Raw genomic sequence first — 19,820 nt, 5'->3', positions numbered from 1 at the left:
AGCGTCACTTCCACAGCTGGGCGGCAAACACTACAAGAATGCCGATGGGCGCCACGTAGCGCATCAAGAACAGGCTCAAACCAAACAATACCGGGCTGCGCAGCGACAATTCATCACGCACCGCTTCACGCCCCATGATCCATCCTGCAAACACTACGAAACACAAACCACCCAATGGCAGCATGATCCGTGAGGTGAAGAAATCAATCACGCCGAAGAAATCCAGCCCTCCGGTTGCGCCCCATTGGTAGAGATGGAACAGCCCGTCTTCGTTCACGAAAAACTTCGCTTGCTTCCATATATTGAAGGAAAACACCGTGCCCAGGCCGACAAACCAGCAGGTGAAGGCCAACCAGAAGGTTACCCAGGCGCGGCTGAGCCGGGTCCGTTCAACCAGGTAAGCCACCATGGGTTCCAACAGGGAGATGGCCGAACTCCAGGCTGCGATGGCCACCAGGAGAAAGAACACCACGCCCATCACTTGGCCGAACGCCATGCTGCCGAAGGCAAAAGGCAGGCTGACAAACATCAGCCCCGGCCCCTCACTGGGGTTCAGGCCGGCGGCGAACACAATCGGAAACAATGCCACCCCCGCCAACAGTGACACGAAGGTATCCAACAGCGCGACACCGACAACGGTCCGGGTCAGGGATGCATTCTTGGGCATGTAGGCGCCATAGATCATGATCGAACCGACCCCGACGCTCAGGGAGAAAAACGCATGCCCCATGGCCGGCAGCAGGCCATCCAGGACTTTCTCCGGCTGGAAGTCGAACATGAAATGCACGCCTTCCATGAAATGCCCGGTGGTCATGCTGTAGCCCAGCAGCACCAGGATCATCACGAACAGCAACGGCATCATGATCCGCAGGCTGCGCTCAAGCCCGGCAACCACTCCCCGGGCAATCACCACCGCCGAGAGCACCATGAAAATCGTGTGCCAGAGGGTCAGCCTCCAGGGATCGGCAATCACATTGCCGAAGTAGGCGCCTACCTGATCAGGCGTCACACCCTGAAAATCCCCACGCCCCATGTCGATGATGTAGTCCAGCGACCAACCGCCGACCACGCTATAGAAAGACAGGATCAACAGCGCCGTGATCATCCCGGCGAAGGCGCCCCACGACCACTTGGGCGAGTGCCCCACCGCCACCGCCAACACCTTCAAGGCATTGGCCGGGCTTTGCCGGGCCCGACGACCGATCAGGGTTTCGGCCAGCATTACCGGCGCGCCGATCAGCGCAATGCACGCCAGGAACATCAGTACGAAGGCACCGCCACCGTAGACGCCGACCATGTAGGGGAATTTCCAGATACTGCCCAACCCCACCGCAGAACCGGTTGCAGCGAATATAAAAACCCAGCGGCTAGCCCAACTGCCGTGGACAGAAACCTTGTCTGTCGACATCGTGATCACGCCCAAGCATTCAAAAAAGAGGCCGCATTGTCCGGGATTCACTCAACGTGCTCAAGCACGCTGCTTCACCGTAGCCGACACGCACGCAACTGCCTATAATGCCGCCCCTATGGCTAAACAGAAGAAACACCCCACAGGGACCATCGCGCAAAATAAAAAGGCGCGACACGATTACTTCATCGAACAACGTTTCGAGGCTGGCATGGTCCTGGCCGGCTGGGAAGTAAAGAGCCTGCGTGCCGGCAAGGCGCAACTGGTCGACAGCTACGTGCTGCTCAAGGACGGCGAGGCTTGGCTGCTGGGCAGCCATTTCACGCCACTGACCACCGCCAGCACCCACGTGATCGCCGACCCGACGCGCTCGCGCAAGCTGCTGCTCAACAAGCGCGAGCTGGAAAAACTCTTCGCCTCCGTGCAGCAGAAGGGTTACACCTGCGTCTGCACGTCGTTGTACTGGAGCAAGCACTTGATCAAGTGCGAGATTGCCCTGGGCAAGGGCAAGAAGGAATACGACAAGCGCGATACCGAACGCGAACGCGATGCCGGCCGCGAGCTGCAGCGCGCGGTGCGCAACAAGGGCAAGGAAGACTAGCCCGGGATCAACTGTGGGAGCCGAGCTTGCTCGCGATGGCGTCGACACATCCGGCAGTGATGTGTCAGACAGACCGCTTTAGCGAGCAAGCTCGCTCCCACAGTGTCCACAGGCGCGATTACATCCCTTTACGCCGCTCCGCCCGCGCCACGCGCTGCACTTCCTGACGCACCTCTTCCAGAACCTCCTGCACATACAAGATGTGCCGGCTGGACACTTCCCGCGCCTGTTCGGCGTGCCCGCCCATGATCGCCTGGTACAACTCCCGGTGCTGGCTGATCAACATGTCGCGGGTTTCACTGCGCTGCTTGTACATGCCGCCGATGTTGGTCACCACGTTGCGCTTGAGCAGGTCGAACAAGCCGCGGATGGTATGCAGCAACACCGCGTTATGACTGGCCTCGGCAATCGCCAAGTGAAACCGGGCATCCGCCGCGCCCTCCTCCGCCCGGCTCACCTCTTCGTGACGCGAGTAACAGTCCTGCAGCTCGTCGAATGCCGCCGTCAGCCGCTCGCGGTCTACATCCGTGGCCCGCTGCGCCGCGTAATAAGCACAGGAAGCTTCCAGGGTGTGACGAAACTCAAGCAAGTCGCGCTGCGCTTCGGGATTGCTTTCCAACAATTGCAGCAGTGGATCACTGAACGTCGAGCCCAGCGACTCCACCACATAGTTGCCGCCGCCCTGGCGACTGACCAACAAGCCTTTGGCCGCCAGCTTCTGGATCGCCTCGCGCAACGAAGGGCGTGACACACCGAACTGCTCAGCCAGGGTCCGCTCGGCCGGCAGCCGCTCACCGGACTTGAGCGTGCCCTCAAGGATCATGCCTTCAAGCCGCTCGACAATATCGTCAGACAAACGGCGCTGACGAATCTGATCAAACCCCATAACTCAATTCTCCACGATCCCGACGGCTCGCCGGGCTCTCTATTCTGGACCATCCGGGCCTTGTCCACACCCATCAAAGCCGTTTTGCACAACCGGATCAGATGCGCTCTGCACCGCTTATTCGACGAAAGTTTCAGGGCGGCAAATTGACACATGACAACCAAGGCTTTTACCCTAGCCAACAGCGATTGTAAATTGGTATTACCAATTAACCAAACCCGCTGGCAGTGCCTGACCAACAACAATTAGGGGCCCACCCATTATGCAAACCTGGCAACAGCTCTACAGCCCGCTCGGCAGCCTCGGCTTGTCCGCACTCGCGGCCGTCATTCCCATCGTATTTTTCTTCCTGGCCCTGGCGGTGTTTCGCCTCAAGGGGCATGTGGCCGGCAGCATCACCCTGGCCCTGGCGATTGCCGTGGCGATTTTCGCTTTCAATATGCCCGCCGACATGGCCTTCGCAGCCGCCGGCTATGGTTTTGCCTACGGTCTGTGGCCCATCGCCTGGATCATCGTCGCCGCCGTATTCCTCTACAAACTGACAGTCAAGAGCGGCCAGTTCGAGGTGATTCGCAGCTCGGTGCTGTCGATTACCGATGACCAACGCCTGCAAGTGCTGTTGATCGGCTTTTGCTTCGGCGCATTTTTGGAAGGTGCCGCCGGTTTCGGTGCCCCGGTGGCGATCACTGCCGCCCTGCTGGTCGGCCTGGGCTTCAATCCCCTGTACGCCGCCGGCCTGTGCCTGATCGCCAACACCGCCCCGGTCGCGTTCGGTGCGTTGGGCATTCCGATCATCGTGGCCGGTCAGGTCACCGGGATCGACGCCTTCAAGATCGGCGCCATGACCGGTCGCCAGCTGCCATTGCTGTCGCTGTTCGTGCCGTTCTGGCTGGTGTTCATGATGGACGGCCTGCGCGGCGTGCGGGAAACCTGGCCAGCAGCACTGGTGGCAGGCCTGAGCTTCGCCATCACCCAGTACTTCACCTCCAACTTCATTGGCCCGGAACTGCCGGACATCACCTCCGCCCTGGCCAGCCTGATTTCCCTGACGCTGTTCCTGAAAGTCTGGCAGCCCAAGCGTACCGCTGGCGCCCAGATTGCCGGCGCCACCTCCAGCACCACGGTCACCGCCAGCGCCGGTGGTTTCGGCCAACCGCGCAGCACCGTCGCTTCGCCCTACAGCCTGGGGGAAATCATCAAGGCCTGGTCGCCGTTCCTGATCCTGACCGTATTGGTGACGATCTGGACCCTCAAGCCGTTCAAGGCGATGTTCGCCGCTGGCGGCTCGATGTACGGCTGGGTGTTCAACTTCGCCATCCCGCACCTGGACCAGATGGTGATCAAGGTCGCGCCCATCGTGATCAACCCCACTGCCATTCCGGCCGTGTTCAAGCTTGATCCGATTTCCGCCACCGGCACGGCGATTTTCTTCTCCGCATTAATCTCGATGCTGGTGCTGAAGATCAATATCAAAACTGGTCTTACCACTTTTAAAGAGACGCTTTTCGACCTGCGCTGGCCGATCCTGTCCATCGGCATGGTGTTGGCATTCGCGTTCGTCACCAACTACTCGGGCATGTCGTCGACCATGGCCCTGGTGCTGGCCGGCACGGGCGCGGCGTTCCCGTTCTTCTCGCCGTTCCTGGGTTGGCTGGGTGTGTTCCTGACCGGTTCCGATACGTCGTCCAACGCCCTGTTCAGCTCGCTGCAAGCCACCACCGCGCACCAGCTCGGCGTCAATGACACCTTGCTCGTCGCGGCCAACACCAGCGGCGGCGTGACCGGCAAGATGATTTCGCCACAATCGATCGCGGTGGCCTGCGCGGCGACCGGGCTGGTGGGCAAGGAATCGGATCTGTTCCGTTTCACCCTCAAACACAGCCTATTCTTTGCAACGATTGTCGGCCTGATCACGTTGGCCCAGGCCTACTGGTTTACCGGCATGCTGGTTCATTAAGTCCTACACGCAATACTGAAAAAACCGACGCCGAACCGTGATTCGGCGTCTGCTATTCACCACCGGGTCTGCAAGGCTGCTGAAAGATTTCCTGTCTATATTCAGCAGCCTCAGCGGACGGATAACCGGGACCACCCGGAGACACGCCTGATGAGCGAGCTTTTTTACAACGCCGTGCCGAACGCGACCCGTGTCGCCCCGCCATTGCCCGAGCCTCGGCAGTACCCCAGCGAGAAACCGCAAAGGGTCTACCTGTTCGGCACTTGCGTGGTGGACCTGTTCTATCCCGAAGCCGGGATGGATGCGATTCATCTGCTGGAGCGCGAAGGAGTCCGGGTGGTCTACCCGCAAGGGCAAAGCTGCTGCGGCCAACCGGCCTACACCTCGGGCTACACCGAGCAGGCGCGGACAGTGGCACGGGCGCAGTTGGCCTTGTTTGCCGAAGACTATCCGGTGGTGGTGCCTTCGGGCTCCTGCGCCGGCATGCTGCGCGAGCATTACGCCGACCTGTTCAAGGATGAGCCCGACACGCTCAAACAGGTCCAGGCCCTGGCGGCCCGGACCTATGAACTGGCTGAATTCCTGCTGTTTGTCTGCAAGGTGCAGTTGAACGACAGCGGTGAGCCGGTGAAGGTTGCGCTGCACACGTCCTGCTCGGCACGGCGTGAAATGAACACCCACCTGCACGGCCGCGCGTTGTTGGCGCAGTTGCGCAATGTGGAACGAGTCGACCACAGCCACGAAAGCGAATGCTGTGGCTTTGGTGGGACGTTCAGCGTTCGCATGCCGGATATTTCCGGCGCGATGGTGGCCGACAAGACCCGAGCGCTGAAGGAATCCGGCGCGCACAAGGTCATCAGTGCCGATTGTGGCTGCCTGATGAACATCAACGGCGCACTGGAAAAACAGCAGGAGGCGTTACGCGGCCAGCACCTGGCGAGCTTCCTCTGGCAGCGTAGCGGAGGTGTCGCATGAGCACGCCGACGCTGATTCCGACCGTTGAGGTGCAGGAAGATTTTCGCGCCCGAGCCCACAAGGCCCTGGCCGACACGCAACTGCGAAACAACTTTCGCAGCGCGATGGATTCACTGATGACCAAGCGGGCAACGTCCTTCAGCGATGCCCACGAAAGAGAACACCTGCGTGTGCTGGGCAATGCCGTCCGCGCCCGTGCGTTATCGAAGCTGCCCGACCTGCTCGAGCAACTTGAAAGCAACCTGACCCGCAACGGTGTGAACGTGCACTGGGCGGAAACGGTGGACGAAGCCAATGGCATCGTCCTCTCGATCATCCGCGCTCACGAGGCGCGGCAAGTGATCAAGGGCAAATCGATGGTCAGCGAAGAGATGGAGATGAACCATTTCCTCGAGGCTCGGGACATTGAATGTCTTGAGTCCGACATGGGGGAATACATCGTCCAGCTCGACCACGAGAAGCCTTCACACATCATTATGCCGGCGATCCACAAGAATGCCGGTCAGGTCGCGTCCTTGTTCCACGACAAACTCGGCGTGGAGTACACCAAGGACGTTGACCAACTCATTCAGATCGGTCGCAAGGTATTGCGGCAGAAATTCTTCGAGGCCGACATCGGCGTCTCCGGCGTCAACTTCGCCGTCGCTGAAACCGGCACGCTGCTGCTGGTGGAAAACGAAGGCAACGGGCGGATGTCCACCACCGTGCCGCCGGTGCACATTGCCGTGACCGGCATCGAAAAAGTCGTCGAGAACCTGCGCGACGTCGTGCCGCTGCTGTCGCTGCTGACCCGCTCGGCCCTTGGCCAGCCGATCACCACCTACGTCAACATGATCTCCGGCCCGCGCAAGCCTGACGAACTGGACGGCCCCCGGGAAGTCCATCTGGTCCTGCTCGACAACGGTCGCAGCCAGGCGTTTGCCGACAGCGAATTGCGCCAGACGCTGAACTGCATCCGCTGTGGCGCCTGTATGAATCATTGCCCGGTCTATACCCGAATCGGCGGTCATGCCTACGGCGAGGTTTACCCGGGACCTATCGGAAAAATCATCACGCCGCACATGGTCGGCCTGGCCAAGGTGCCGGACCATCCGAGCGCCTCTTCGCTGTGCGGTGCCTGCGGTGAAGTGTGTCCGGTGAAGATTCCGATCCCGGCTTTGCTGCGGCGGCTGCGGGAAGAAAACGTCAAGGCGCCGGACAGCCCCCATCAGGTGATGCGCGGCCAGGGCAGCAAATACTCGCCCAAGGAACGCTTCATCTGGAACGCCTGGGCTCGACTCAACAGTTCGCCACGGTTGTATCGGCTGTTCGGGTTCCTCGCCACGCGCCTGCGCGCCCTGACGCCCAACAACGTCGGGCCATGGACCCAGAACCACAGCGCCCCCAAACCCGCCGCCCGCTCATTGCATGACCTGGCCCGCGAACACCTGAACCAGCAGGGAGACCGCCGATGAGCGCCAAGGACAATATCCTCGCCAAGCTGCGTAAAAGCCTGACCGGCGCCACGCCCGTTACCGACAACTTCGACGTCGAGCTGGTGACGCAGACCTACCGCTATGCGCCCGAGGAGCGCATCCCACAACTGCGCAAATTGATGGAGGCGGTGCACACCGAAATCCACCTGACGTCCGACGAAGGCTGGCCGACCCTGCTCGCGCAATTGCTGCGCGACCGTCAATTGCCGAGCCTGCTCATCGCCCCGACCACCGCGCATGGGGAAAAAATCACACAGTTCTGGGCGAACAATCCGGACCTGCCAACCCTCAAGGCCTACGACCGCCCGGTAGAAGAGTGGAAAGCCGAGTTGTTCAATGACACCCCCGCCAGCCTGACCGGCACCCTCGGCGCCATCGCCGCCACCGGCAGCCTGATTCTCTGGCCAACCCGGGAAGAGCCGCGACTGATGAGCCTGGTGCCACCGGTGCATTTCGCCTTGCTCAAGGCCAGCGAGATACGTGACAACTTCTATGAAGTGCAGCAGGAATTCGAGTGGGCCCAAGGCATGCCCACCAACGCCCTGCTGGTATCGGGCCCGTCGAAAACCGCCGACATCGAGCAAGTCCTGGCCTATGGCGCCCATGGTCCGAAGGATCTGGTGGTTTTGATTCTGGAGGACCAATGACCCTTCCGGCCCCTTTCCTACACGACGTCCAACAACTGATCCCGCAGAAACGCCGTTTCGACGATCCGCTGTCGACTTTGGCCTTCGGCACCGACGCCAGTTTCTATCGGCTGATTCCGAAACTGGTGGTACGCGTCGAATCCGAAGATGAAGTGATTGCCCTGCTGAAACTGGCCCAACGCGACCAGGTTCCAGTCACGTTCCGCGCCGCCGGCACCAGCCTGTCCGGGCAAGCCATCAGCGACTCGGTGCTGATTGTGCTCGGGGATAACTGGAACGGGCGCGAGATTCGTGAACAGGGCACGCAGATCCGTTTGCAGCCCGGCGTGATCGGCGCCCAGGCCAACGCCTGGCTGGCGCCGTTCGGGCGCAAGATCGGCCCAGATCCGGCGTCGATCAACGCCTGCAAAATCGGCGGCATCGTCGCCAACAACGCCAGCGGCATGTGCTGCGGCACGGCGCAGAACACCTATCACACCCTGGCCGGCATTCGCCTGGTACTGGCCGACGGCACGCGCCTGGATACCGAAGACGACAGCAGCGTGGCGGCTTTTCGTACAAGCCATGGCGAACTGCTGGAACGCCTCGCGACTCTGGGCCGCGAGACCCGCGCCAACACTGAATTAGCTGCGCGAATTCGGCATAAATATCGTCTGAAAAATACCACCGGCCTGTCACTCAATGCCCTGGTGGACTTCGATGAGCCTGTGGATATCTTGAGCCACCTGCTGGTCGGCTCCGAAGGCACTCTCGGTTTCATCAGCGCGGTGACCTACAACACCGTCATCGACCACCCTCACAAAGCCTCGGCCCTGATCGTCTTTCCCGATGTGGAAACCTGCTGCAACGCCGTCACCGTGCTGAAAAGCCAGCCAGTCTCGGCCGTGGAGCTGCTGGACCGCCGCAGCCTGCGCTCGGTGCAGGACAAACCGGGCATGCCGGATTTCGTACAGCATCTGTCGACCAATGCCTGCGCCTTGCTGATCGAATCCCGCGCTGCTTCTTCATCTTTACTGCAAGAGCAACTGGCCCGGATCATGGCCTCGCTGGCTGGTTTCCCGGTGGAAAAACAGGTCGACTTTACCGAGGACCCACGGGAAAACGCCCGGCTCTGGGCGATCCGCAAAGACACCTTCCCGGCCGTGGGTGCGGTGCGCAAAACCGGGACCACGGTGATCATCGAAGACGTGACCTTTCCGGTGGAACAACTGGCCATTGGCGTAAACCGCCTGATCGAGCTGTTCGACAAACATCACTACGACGAAGCGATCCTTTTCGGACACGCGCTGGAAGGCAATCTGCACTTTGTCTTCACCCAAGGCTTCAACAACCCTGAAGAAGTCGCACGCTACCAAGCGTTCATGGATGACGTGGCGCAGTTGGTGGCGGTGGAATTCGGCGGCTCGCTGAAAGCCGAACACGGCACCGGGCGCAACATGGCGCCGTTCGTCGAGCTGGAATGGGGCAGTGACGCCTATCAATTGATGTGGCAGCTCAAACGCCTGCTCGATCCCAACGGCATCCTCAACCCGGACGTGGTGCTCAGTGAAGACCCGCAGATCCACCTCAAACACCTCAAACCGCTGCCGGCCGCCGATGAGATTGTGGATAAGTGCATCGAGTGCGGTTTCTGCGAGCCGGTGTGTCCGTCCAAGGACCTGACCTTGAGCCCGCGCCAGCGCATCGTGATCTGGCGAGATATCCAAGCCAAGAAACGCGCCGGCACGGACACCACCGAACTGGAGCGTGCCTACCAATACCAGGGCATCGATACCTGTGCCGCCACGGGCCTGTGTGCACAACGTTGCCCGGTAGGCATCAATACCGGCGAACTGGTGAAAAAACTGCGCAGCCGTGACGCAACAAAGACGAAAACCGCCAACTGGATTGAAGGAAATTTCGCCACCACATTGCAAGGCGCACGCTTCGCCCTCCACGTCGCCAACGGTGCGCGCATGCTGCTGGGCGCGCCCCGCCTGGCGAAACTGTCGGCCTCGTTGACGCGGCTGTCCAAAGGCCAGGTCCCACAGTGGACCAACGCCATGCCCCAGCCGGAAAAGGCCATCCGTTTCAGCCCCGCCGTGTCGGACGAACGGCCGAGAGTCGTGTACCTGGCGGCGTGCGTGTCGCGGGTCATGGGCCCGGCGGCAGCGGACAAGGAGCAGATGTCGCTGTACGACAAGACCCGCGGCCTGCTGGAAAAGGCCGGTTATCAGGTGGTCTTTCCAGACAATGTGGACAGCCTCTGCTGCGGCCAACCCTTTGCCTCCAAGGGCTACGCCGAACAGGCCGAGCACAAGCGCCAGGAACTGATCGGCGCCCTGCTGCACGCCAGTCGCGGCGGGCTCGACCCCATCTACTGTGACACCAGCCCCTGCACATTGCGGCTAGTCCAGGACCTTGGCGACGTGCGCCTGGACCTGTATGACCCGGTGCGCTTCATCCGTACCCACTTGATGGATCGGCTCGACTTCATTCCCCAGGAGGCGCCCATCGCCGTGCACGTCACGTGCAGCACGCAGCACCTTGGCGAAAGCCAGGCGCTGATCGACCTGGCGCGCAAGTGCAGTAAAAACGTGGTCATCCCGGAAGGCATCCATTGTTGCGGTTTCGCCGGCGACAAGGGCTTCTCCACGCCAGAGCTGAACGCCCACTCGCTGCGCTCACTGAAGGACGCGGTACAGCATTGCAGCGAAGGGATTTCCACCAGCCGCACCTGTGAGATTGGTCTTACCCAACACGGCGCAATTGACTACCACGGGCTGGTGTATCTGGTGGACCGTGTCACCCGCTCCAAGCCCGTCAGTGGTGAAGACCTTGCCAGGGGACTCGAAGAAAAATCGAATTCCTGCGCGTCGCTGTAGTCACTTGAATAGGCCCGGCTGCGCTGGGCCATCCACTGACTCGGCCTGGCCGCCACTGTCCAGCGGCACCGAGACCATACGTTCAAGGAGATACACATGAAGCGCACCGCACTTGCTGGCTTGTTCATTTCCGCTGCGATGTTGGCCTCTCCGGTGTTTGCAGATAGCCAGGCAGACCTTTGCCAGATCAATCTGCAAAAAATCAAGGACGCCAAGGTCAGCAGCGAGCAAATGAGTGAAAGCATGAAGTCTGACATCGATGCCACTGTCCAACAGGCCACCGCTGCCAAGGCCAAAGGTACCGAGCAAGGCACGAAGGAATGCATCTCGCTGACCACCCAAGCTCTTCAGAAAGTGCAGAACAAAACCAAAGGCGATCAGCAGTAATGTCGCGTCCGGCCAACCTTCGGGTTGGCCTCAGACGCGGATTGGCGTACACTGCAAATGCCTGCCACTCCTCCAGCTTCATGGAGCGACAGGTTCGGGGCCGTTTAGGATTCGACGCCGGTTGCGAAACTTTAGGTGCATGCCGAGTTGGTAACAGAACTCGTAAATCCACTGTTGCAACTTCTATAGTTGCCAATGACGAAAACTACGGCCAGGAATTCGCTATCGCTGCGTAAGCAGCCTTAGACCTGAGCTTCTGGTACCTTCGGGTCCAGCAATCATTAGGGGATGTCCGTAAACCCAAAATGATTGTCATATAGAACGGAATCGCCGTGCAGTACGTTGTGGACGAAGCGGCTAAAACTTACACAACTCGCCCAAAGCACCCTGCCCGTCGGGTCGCTGAGGGTTAACTTAATAGACACGGCTACGCATGTAGTACCGACAGCGGAGTACTGGCGGACGGGGGTTCAAATCCCCCCGGCTCCACCACTTCATCATCTAAAGACGTCCACGGACGTCTTTTTTTGTGCCTGAAGTCCAGTAAAATCAAGGGTTTAAGCGCTACTGGGCGCCTAAGAGGTTTTTTGAGTTCCAGCCGTTTGAGTATTCCAAATGGTATTCCAAGCCATCCGGTGCTATTTTTTGGAATACCAAAACGGTGTCAGAGGTAGCTCTCATGCCCGCTCCAGCCCTTCGCCTTTCCGACCGCCAGCTCAAGGCAGTCAAGGCAAAAGACAAGGATTACGTCCTCAGCGATGGTGACGGCCTTCAGCTCCGCGTCAGGAGCAATGGCTCGATGCTGTGGAACTTCAACTACCGCGAGCCGGTAACCAAAAATCGTATCAATATGGGGCTGGGCACATACCCAGAGCTCTCATTAGCGAACGCCAGGAAAAAAGTGGTTGAAGCGCGCGAGCTGCTGGCACAAGGCATTGACCCCAAGGTGCAACGCAATGCACAGGACGAAGCCAAACGAGCGGAGACGGAACACACGTTTGAGAACGTGGCCACCGCTTGGTTCGAGCTGAAGAAGGACTCCGTCACGCCGGCGTACGCAGAGGACATTTGGCGATCGCTCACGCTGCACGTATTCCCAGACATGAAAACAACGCCGCTCTCGAAAATTACCGCACCGTTGGTCATCGAACTGCTTCGCCCGATTGAGGCCAAAGGCAGTCTCGAGACAGTGAAGCGGTTGAGCCAACGACTCAACGAGATCATGACTTACGGGGTGAACTCCGGGCTGATTTTCGCTAACCCTCTCAGTGGTATTCGAGCGGTATTCAAGAAGCCCAAGAAACAGAACATGGCCGCGCTACGGCCCGATGAGCTTTCCGAGCTCATGATCGAAATCGCGAACGCCAGCATCAAGCGGATCACCCGCTGCCTGATCGAATGGCAACTGCACACCATGACCCGCCCTGCCGAAGCGGCTACCACTCGATGGGCAGACATCGACTTCGACAAACGTATCTGGACCATCCCGCCGGAGCGCATGAAGAAGCGTCGTCCGCACACCATCCCGCTGACCGAACAGGCACTCGCCTTACTGGAGGCGCTCAAGCCCCACAGTGGTCACAGGGAATACGTGTTCCCGGCAGATAGAAACCCGCGCACCCACGCCAACAGTCAGACTGCCAACATGGCGTTGAAACGCATGGGCTTCCAGGACCGCTTGGTCAGCCACGGCATGCGCTCCATGGCCAGTACCATCCTGAACGAGCACGGGTGGGATCCAGAGCTCATCGAAGTCGCGCTGGCGCATGTCGACAAGGATGAAGTCCGTAGTGCCTACAACCGGGCGGACTACATCGAACGCCGGCGTCCGATGATGGCCTGGTGGAGTGAGCATATCCAGAAGGCGGCCACCGGCAGCCTGTCGGCATCTGCGATCAATCAAACCAGGGACCACAACGTCGTGCCGATACGGTGAGCGCTCACAGGACGCCGCCGGTAACCGAAAATAACTTCCCAGATAGAGTGATGGTTGATTTGGCGACACCGGCGACACCGGCGACAACCCGCGTAATACCTTGCCTGCAGCATGGCGACAGAAGTGGCGACTGTCGCCGTTGCAAGCCTCGGTCTTGGGCCTTTTCGACTAAGCCCACGCGAGCGGGAAGGCTCTGCATTCCCACTCGCATGGGCTCTGCGTGAATACATCTCACTTGACCACCTAATTGCATTGCCACTGATCAGTTGTTTGCAGCCGACTTGACCAGTCATTTGCATTCGCGCTGACCAGCCGTTTGCAGTTGATAGGTGTCAGCGGGTGCCACTCAGCGCGAGTACGTCAGCCAAGCACTCAAGGACTGCAACCGACCGATTCTGTTGAAAAAGTCGGACGTGGTTTCCACGGTAGAAAAGTACGCGCCTGAGATTGAAATCCTTACCTTCGGCAGAGGCTACCGGGCTTGGATTTCACGTAGCAGCGTGCAGAAAAGGCGTTTTCACCGATTAATATGCGGGCAGTCTGGAAGGACCGACTTTTTCAACAGAATCGACACTAAAGAGACATTCGCTGTTCTCCTCTCCCTGCTGCAACCCGAACTGCTACAACTGCGGGCGAGAGGTCATTTGCCTGCTCACCCCATAAACTGTATGCATAGCCGATATCAATGTAACAGCACCGCAAAAGCCGGCAGGAGACAAATCTACTCCTGCTTGGAAACGGCCACTCTGTTGGGACAGCTTTTATAAAAGAGCCTATGGCGCCAGCTAAATTGACGCGAAAGTAGTAGGAATCCATTCGGAGATTTCTTTTATGTTGTCCAATTGCCTGCGTCCTTATAGGCTCAGAGCCCTAAAAAACGAAGCGGATCCCCGATGATCACGGAAATTCCAACTAGTGATGAATTCGCAGCGGCTGCCTACGCGCAGTTCGACTTTGCGTGGGACATTGTCATTTCATTTCTGACGACACTGGACGAAGCCGGCCAGTATGTGGATGTGGACAAGGATGACCAGACTCAGTTCTGGGAGGCCGCACGGCAAAGGATTCTGACTTCACTCATTATTGCCCAGCAGGGCGTCGAACTCGCGATCAAAGGCAAGCTCGTAGGCTTCAGCCCGTACTTGCTACTGGCCGGATCTCCGTCGGATTGGCCTAAGGACAAGACTGGTAAGGGGATAGAGTATTCAGAGTTTCGTACCATTGACGCCCAAGACCTGATAAAGGCTTACAACACGGTAAGCCCTCAGCCTTTCGACCCCAAATTCATGGAGCTATTCGAGCGGGTACGGAGGCTTCGAAACTCAGCTATGCATTCAGTAAATGCGAAGCTTCAGATCTCACCCAAAGAAGTTATTTTGATCATCCTCGAAGCCCACGAGCACCTCTACTCAGACCAAAGCTGGGTCATGGCGCGAAGAGACTTCTTGTTCTCAGCACCCGCGGCTCAGATTTATTTCGACAATGACCACATTGACGGCATCTTGGTCCGTGAGTTTTGGACAGTTTTCAACCTGCTATCCAAGTCCGAGCGCGAACGCTTCTTCAAGGTAGCCGCGGGTGTTCGCAAATATATCTGTCCAGCTTGCAAATATCACTCTGGCGAACTTGACGGGCCTACCCCTCACTATGCCGTACTGAGTCCGAACAAACCGAAGTCCTCCACCTTATGGTGCTTCGTGTGTAACGATACGCACCTTGTGCACCGAAAAAAATGTATCACCGAAGGGTGCAAGGGCAACGTCATCAGCGAAGAGTATGTTCACTGCTGTACCTGTGGTGAAGAGCAGTAATCGTGATCAAAGACTAGGAGCGGTGCGCTATCACTAATAGCGCGGCTCCGCTTAAAATCGCTCTGGCCCGCATCGACAATCAATTTTTTCGGGAGCATCATCGCACTCTCGCCGGCTTCCACCGCCTATAGCGTATCTAGGTCGGCTTTAAGTGCTGCAAGAAGCTTTTTATTCAAATCAGCAGTTCGCTCATTTAGTCCGGCAGCTTTTGCATTAATCTCATCAGGAATGCGCTTAGTATATCGAAACTCTTCACTGAAAATATAACCGATTACCCCTTCGAGGTACGACTTTGACTGGGTTATGGTTGCTCGCAGCGCATCCAGCAAATCAATTATTTCTTGAGCCGCATTTAGTTTTACACCGTTAACCTGTGCAAAAAGCTTAGCCTCCTGCGCCCTGACTGAGCTGATGATAGCTGTAGCCTTATCATTAGCCTCGGCAAACAACTTGTTCGAAATACCAAAATCACTTGCAAACCATGCGCTGATCATTGGCCTAAGCTCATTTTCGATAATTTCGATATTCAGCCCGCGAAACGCATCAAGCTCATCCATAAACTTGTGATATTCGCGACTTTTGTTTTCATATTTATACTTACGCTTCTGTATATCGATCTCATGATCTCGCTTTTGCTTATCAAGTTTTTCAGCGCTCTGCTGCTTCAGGCTCTCGATTTCTTTAGCGTGAACTTGCTTCACCCTCTCAGTCTCTAGAGTATAATCGTGTATTACTCTTTGCTTTTCGACCTCAATGCGCCCAACGTCTTCAAACAACGCTCTATTCTTGGCCTTTTCTTTGTAAAGCGTTTTAAAAAAACCAATTACACAGACAACTAGCAATGATGCAACTGTAGCGAAAAGTGCTTCCATTAATTCCATAATAATTCCTAGTGATAATTTTGATTATAGCAACCTCAACAACGCCCGATCCTAGAAGGGAATCTTTCCGGCGGTACGATGCTTGCACCACGCGAACCAACGAGAGACCGAGCAAGCTCAATCTTCTTTGGCAAATTACTATATTTTGAATTACCTATTCAAATATCGAACCCTACACTCTTTCGGCCGTGATCTAATCTGGACCACTATCACACACGCATGAACTGGCCCCTTCCCCTTTATGGGGCCTGGCTTTGCATAGCGAACAACTACTGACTGAGTTCGTCTTCAGCATCTTTACGACTGTAAATAGCCCATTTTTCATATTTCACGGCATCGATCGTGGCAGCTTCGTTAATTGTTCCCGCTAGCTTTTGTTTAAGTTGCGCCTCGGTAAAACCATACGCCTTTCCTTTTCCGTCGATAGCGTCTTGAATTTTACGCGCGCCTTTCAATCTCGCATGCGGAACAGAAAGTTTAGCTTTGTGTGAAATGACACCGGTGATATGGGCTGGGACTCCAAACCTAAATATTTTGGTTTTTTCTTTTGCTAATTCATAACCAAAGCGGCTGGCGATAATCTTTAGTTCAGATTGAAATTTTCCAGAAATTTTATCTCCAGAAAAGGTTAAGTCATCTATATAACAGGTGAAATTTAATCCGTATTTGATTGCCAAGACTTCGCACTTATCAAATAAGCCCTTAGCTGCCCAAAGCGAAAGAAGAGGGCTAAGTGGGCTTCCCGTAGGCATTACACCATTCCAGGTTGTCAACGAGGCAAGCCTGCCTGCGATATCTGTTGGGCAGCACATAGTATTATGAAAGAAATCATGCACAAGACAGTAGCGGGTAGATCCATAGAAGTTTTTCAGATCGAATGTTGCTGTTTGTCGAGCGCCAAGATGAATAGCTGCATTCGTTTGATACGAGCGGTGCTTTACTCCACCTTGAACGTAGCCGGGGTACTGGACACGACGGAGTATGGATAAAATTCTCTCGTGTAGTTTCCGAAGGCGAGATTTAGGCTCCTGAACAGCTCGATTTTTACGGGATTTTCCCGTGAATGGATTAGGAGCTAGAACCTTGTTGAAGAGTTTGTAATTGCTTTCTGATTGCAAAATCACTTCAAGTTCGATAGTGCTAATATTGAGCAAGTCAGCCAATCGCTTCGGCGACCCTACTTTATATAAGGCGCACTGATGAATTGGTAGTTCATTGTCGGGCTTTCGTTTTTTCCTTATATTTTTCTTTGGCTGCATCTCGATCTTCATTCCATTCAAGTAACGAAATAATTGTTTTCGCCAATCCGAAACGCAGGTTGTCAGTAGGGCGAGGGGAGTCGATACTCTCAGAAAAAAACAAAATCGATGACAGTGGTATCTCGAAATAATCGCTGTATTTTCTCAGCAACTCAATAGATGGTTGCTTCTTTCCAGACTCAATCTCGGATAGGTGAGAGTTTGATATTCCCAATCGAGAACATAACTCTGTTTGAGATAAGTCGTAATAAGAACGAATTAATTTAAGGGCCTTGCCTAACATTTTGCACACCTCTGATGAATGTGACACCAGCGGGGTAGACTACTCATGGAAGAACGCGATGATCTTCATCCAGTGCTTGTCAATTATCGACAGTAACGGCACAAGAATCTTGATCACACCAAAGCAGGTTTTGAGTAATCTCAAACGCTGCTTTGTCTTCACTTTTGCCAGGTACAGTTCTTCGGCTTTCTCGTCACGTGGTTGCATATTGAATGCTCCTGTAAGGGTTTGCGTCAGTCCACGACATGTGGAACCGACCTCTCGATGCAACCTTTACAAGCCAAATGACCGATGTTTGAACTGTATTTTTCCCCCTCGCTGAAATCACCAGGCTTCGACGTCTCGACGAAGCCTACAAGACCGCACCACATACGCGCACGGTGACGACCGCACACGCCCGGCCCAAAAGTTAGAGGTCCAAAATCAACCCCCGCAGTGCCGTAGCACCTACAAGCAATCGAGAAATCATCGACCGCAAAATCATCATGGCAGAACACGATAGGCAGGTCAAAAAATATTTTCGCTCACAGCGAAAATATTTCGTGATTACCCTGTCCCCCACTACGTTGGACATGGCGCACGCCAGATTGGCGAAATGAGTACTTTTGACTGTTGCAGGCACTTTCACGAATCTCGCCTGACTCTATCTAAATGCTGCCTGCTGGACGCCCTGAAATTTGTGGAGCAGGTGAAGGGAAAATGAACCCTCGCTATCAGCGCGGGAAGCTTTTGATACCGCCTGAAGCCGTATTCAAGATCCGTGCTGAGCAAAATCCAATGAGGCTTCTATTTCCTTCTTCGAAGAAAGCCGCTTTGGCCGCTGAGCATCAGATCCCCAGGAGCCGCTTGAGGATCATCGGATGATACCCAGCGAGTTCCTCCCCCCTCACCAGGTATCGATTAGTCCGGTAAAATTCTTCCTCGATTTGAAATTCACCAGGCCTGAACGAGATCAATCGCAAGTCGTACATATATAGTGATCGCATCGGCCACCCGCTCCACTCTCCAAACGAAAAAGCTCTATTTGTACAGGGCTTTTTATTTCATTTCTGGAAGCTGTCGAAACCTTTAGAGAACGGGATCAGTAAAGCTGACGCACACGCCCTTCAAGCAGACTTCTTCCTAGAGAAAAGAACCAGCACTGTGCCAACAATGCGAATCCCCAGACGAAAAAGAAGCTAGCCTTTGAGAGCTGAAATGTTTCGGGCTCATACCGCCACCAAAGAACCGGGATAGCGAAGAAAAGGCCGACCAACACACGCCACAGAGAGTGGAATGCTGTTCCGACTTCTGTCCAGGTGGAGCGCCAGAAAGCAGAACGAGCTTTCATCAGCTCTGTTTTTTTCCAAACAAAGCGGTCAAAGAGAACAGCTATGAGATAAGGCGCCGGCAAGGTGACCAGGTACCAGAGTACTTTATCAGGTGGCATCTGAGCCTTAACTGCAGCGTCCAGCAGCTTAACTCCACCTGACCAGTAAGCGATGAAGGTGGGGACGCTTCCCAAAGCCAAAGCAATGAAAAACTCTTGATACAGCCTCGTGCGCTTATCCATAACCACCATAAAGTCAATTTTAGAGCGCCATCATAACAGCATTGCGCCACTATCAGCCTGGGACCCGAGTCTGACCGCCGGCGTCAAGCAGGTGCTTCGGTGCCAGATGCGCATACCTCATCGTCATGCCGACGTCTCCCTCGCCGCACTTAGCACACTGAGAAGGCTTGACCAGTATCTGGTAGCCCCGGCAGCCTCCTCTACTGCTCCGAAAAAATAAACTGCCCTTGGTTTTCGTACTCACAAGATGACCGCTTTTGGCCGTTCTCCGCCGGTCGTCACTACGGCGTGTACTGGTCAAGTCCATGCAATTACGCAGGCTCACATTAAAAACCGACGAACGACCACCCGGCCATGGAAAACCACCGGACTCCAGGGTCTCCCAGCGCTACCGATTGGCGCAACAGTACCCCCCAAAATGCTGTTGACCGCGAGCAGAACGAGCGCTAAACCAGAACTGTACCAGCGCTGTCCTCGACAGCACCCAGGTAGCCAGAACCTTTGAGGCTACGCCACATCGTGGTGGTTCACCCCAAGTGCGATTAGCGTCCGGCGGCTCGCACAGTCACAGCGATGTGATGGATGCCTACTTCTCAACTTTGCCCACTGTGGCAACTCAGGCTTTCTCCTGGCTGCTCTGCAGCAACTTATCCGCTTGGCCATTTCTTGCGCCAACCTGTTGCCCGTCTCTTTGCCTCCTAAAGAGACGGGCGCTCCTACCGCTGCTGCAGCCCAACTCGTACAAGGCTTTGCGGCATTCCCCCTCGTGACAATCGGCGTGACAAACACCGAAGTCACCAGCAACAGCGATGCAGATGATGGTGCCGCAGCCCACGGAGTGGACTGCACCTGACTGACAGTCAGATATGCCCCGGTCATCGCCTCACTGCTTTCACCC

General features: G+C 56.2%; 16 protein-coding genes and 1 other RNA gene. 10 read left to right on the top strand and 7 right to left on the bottom strand.

What is annotated here, in order from left to right; translation table 11 throughout:
* Positions 1–4 precede the first annotated feature (4 nt).
* Complete coding sequence (locus KGA89_RS01410) at positions 5–1,408, bottom strand: sodium-dependent transporter (protein ID WP_223470325.1); 1,404 nt, start codon at positions 1,406–1,408, stop codon at positions 5–7.
* A 118-nt stretch (positions 1,409–1,526) separates the two neighbouring features.
* Between KGA89_RS01410 and smpB the strand changes: the two genes are divergently transcribed.
* Positions 1,527–2,009: an SsrA-binding protein SmpB gene (gene smpB, locus KGA89_RS01405; RefSeq protein ID WP_003197663.1), complete on the top strand. Its 483-nt coding sequence runs from the start codon at positions 1,527–1,529 to the stop codon at positions 2,007–2,009.
* A 118-nt stretch (positions 2,010–2,127) separates the two neighbouring features.
* On the opposite strand, the gene KGA89_RS01400 is transcribed toward smpB, so the two are convergent.
* Positions 2,128–2,895, bottom strand: a complete 768-nt coding sequence (locus tag KGA89_RS01400; protein WP_013692246.1) for an FCD domain-containing protein — start codon at positions 2,893–2,895, stop codon at positions 2,128–2,130.
* A gap of 262 nt (positions 2,896–3,157) precedes the next feature.
* On the opposite strand from KGA89_RS01400, the gene KGA89_RS01395 reads away from it, so the two are divergent.
* From KGA89_RS01395 to KGA89_RS01355, 9 genes are all read left to right on the top strand, one after another.
* Positions 3,158–4,852, top strand: a complete 1,695-nt coding sequence (locus KGA89_RS01395; RefSeq protein WP_223470324.1) for a lactate permease LctP family transporter — start codon at positions 3,158–3,160, stop codon at positions 4,850–4,852.
* Positions 4,853–5,002: 150 nt separating this feature from the next.
* Positions 5,003–5,827 (top strand): (Fe-S)-binding protein, encoded by an 825-nt coding sequence (locus KGA89_RS01390; RefSeq protein ID WP_223470323.1) that lies wholly within the window; start codon positions 5,003–5,005, stop codon positions 5,825–5,827.
* Positions 5,824–7,281, top strand: coding sequence for a LutB/LldF family L-lactate oxidation iron-sulfur protein (locus KGA89_RS01385; RefSeq protein WP_003197654.1), 1,458 nt, complete (start codon positions 5,824–5,826; stop codon positions 7,279–7,281). Before KGA89_RS01390 ends, KGA89_RS01385 begins: the two co-directional genes overlap by 4 nt.
* Complete coding sequence (locus KGA89_RS01380) at positions 7,278–7,949, top strand: lactate utilization protein C (protein WP_223470322.1); 672 nt, start codon at positions 7,278–7,280, stop codon at positions 7,947–7,949. Before KGA89_RS01385 ends, KGA89_RS01380 begins: the two co-directional genes overlap by 4 nt.
* Positions 7,946–10,813: an FAD-binding and (Fe-S)-binding domain-containing protein gene (locus KGA89_RS01375; protein ID WP_223470321.1), complete on the top strand. Its 2,868-nt coding sequence runs from the start codon at positions 7,946–7,948 to the stop codon at positions 10,811–10,813. Before KGA89_RS01380 ends, KGA89_RS01375 begins: the two co-directional genes overlap by 4 nt.
* A gap of 96 nt (positions 10,814–10,909) precedes the next feature.
* Entirely contained in the window at positions 10,910–11,200 is a 291-nt protein-coding gene (locus KGA89_RS01370; protein WP_223470319.1) for a hypothetical protein, read from the top strand.
* A gap of 96 nt (positions 11,201–11,296) precedes the next feature.
* Positions 11,297–11,692: a transfer-messenger RNA gene (gene ssrA, locus KGA89_RS01365) on the top strand.
* Positions 11,693–11,879: 187 nt separating this feature from the next.
* Positions 11,880–13,136, top strand: coding sequence for an integrase domain-containing protein (locus tag KGA89_RS01360; RefSeq protein ID WP_223470318.1), 1,257 nt, complete (start codon positions 11,880–11,882; stop codon positions 13,134–13,136).
* Between the two features lie 893 nt (positions 13,137–14,029).
* Positions 14,030–14,947 carry a hypothetical protein gene (locus tag KGA89_RS01355; RefSeq protein WP_198797625.1) on the top strand — a complete coding sequence of 306 codons (918 nt, stop codon included), beginning with the start codon at positions 14,030–14,032 and terminating at the stop codon, positions 14,945–14,947.
* Between the two features lie 125 nt (positions 14,948–15,072).
* Here the strand turns inward: KGA89_RS01355 and KGA89_RS01350 are convergent, their stop codons facing one another.
* From KGA89_RS01350 to KGA89_RS01330, 5 genes are all read right to left on the bottom strand, one after another.
* On the bottom strand, positions 15,073–15,828 hold the full coding sequence (locus KGA89_RS01350; RefSeq protein WP_223470316.1) for a hypothetical protein: 756 nt from the start codon (positions 15,826–15,828) through the stop codon (positions 15,073–15,075).
* A gap of 269 nt (positions 15,829–16,097) precedes the next feature.
* Entirely contained in the window at positions 16,098–17,087 is a 990-nt protein-coding gene (locus KGA89_RS01345; protein ID WP_223470314.1) for a reverse transcriptase family protein, read from the bottom strand.
* A complete protein-coding gene (locus KGA89_RS01340) occupies positions 17,041–17,370 on the bottom strand; it encodes a helix-turn-helix transcriptional regulator (protein WP_198797628.1) in 330 nt (109 codons plus the stop codon). The genes KGA89_RS01345 and KGA89_RS01340 overlap by 47 nt, the downstream gene beginning before the upstream one ends.
* Positions 17,371–17,409: 39 nt before the next feature.
* Positions 17,410–17,577, bottom strand: a complete 168-nt coding sequence (locus KGA89_RS01335) for a hypothetical protein (RefSeq protein WP_192102760.1) — start codon at positions 17,575–17,577, stop codon at positions 17,410–17,412.
* 874 nt (positions 17,578–18,451) lie between these two features.
* Positions 18,452–18,922, bottom strand: a complete 471-nt coding sequence (locus tag KGA89_RS01330; protein ID WP_223470313.1) for a hypothetical protein — start codon at positions 18,920–18,922, stop codon at positions 18,452–18,454.
* Between the last annotated feature and the right edge of the window lie 898 nt (positions 18,923–19,820).

The organism is Pseudomonas sp. A-RE-22 (assembly GCF_019956035.1).
GTDB lineage: Bacteria > Pseudomonadota > Gammaproteobacteria > Pseudomonadales > Pseudomonadaceae > Aquipseudomonas > Aquipseudomonas brassicacearum.
Note: the sequence above shows the minus strand (reverse complement) of the source record. Positions and strands in the feature narration are given on the sequence as shown.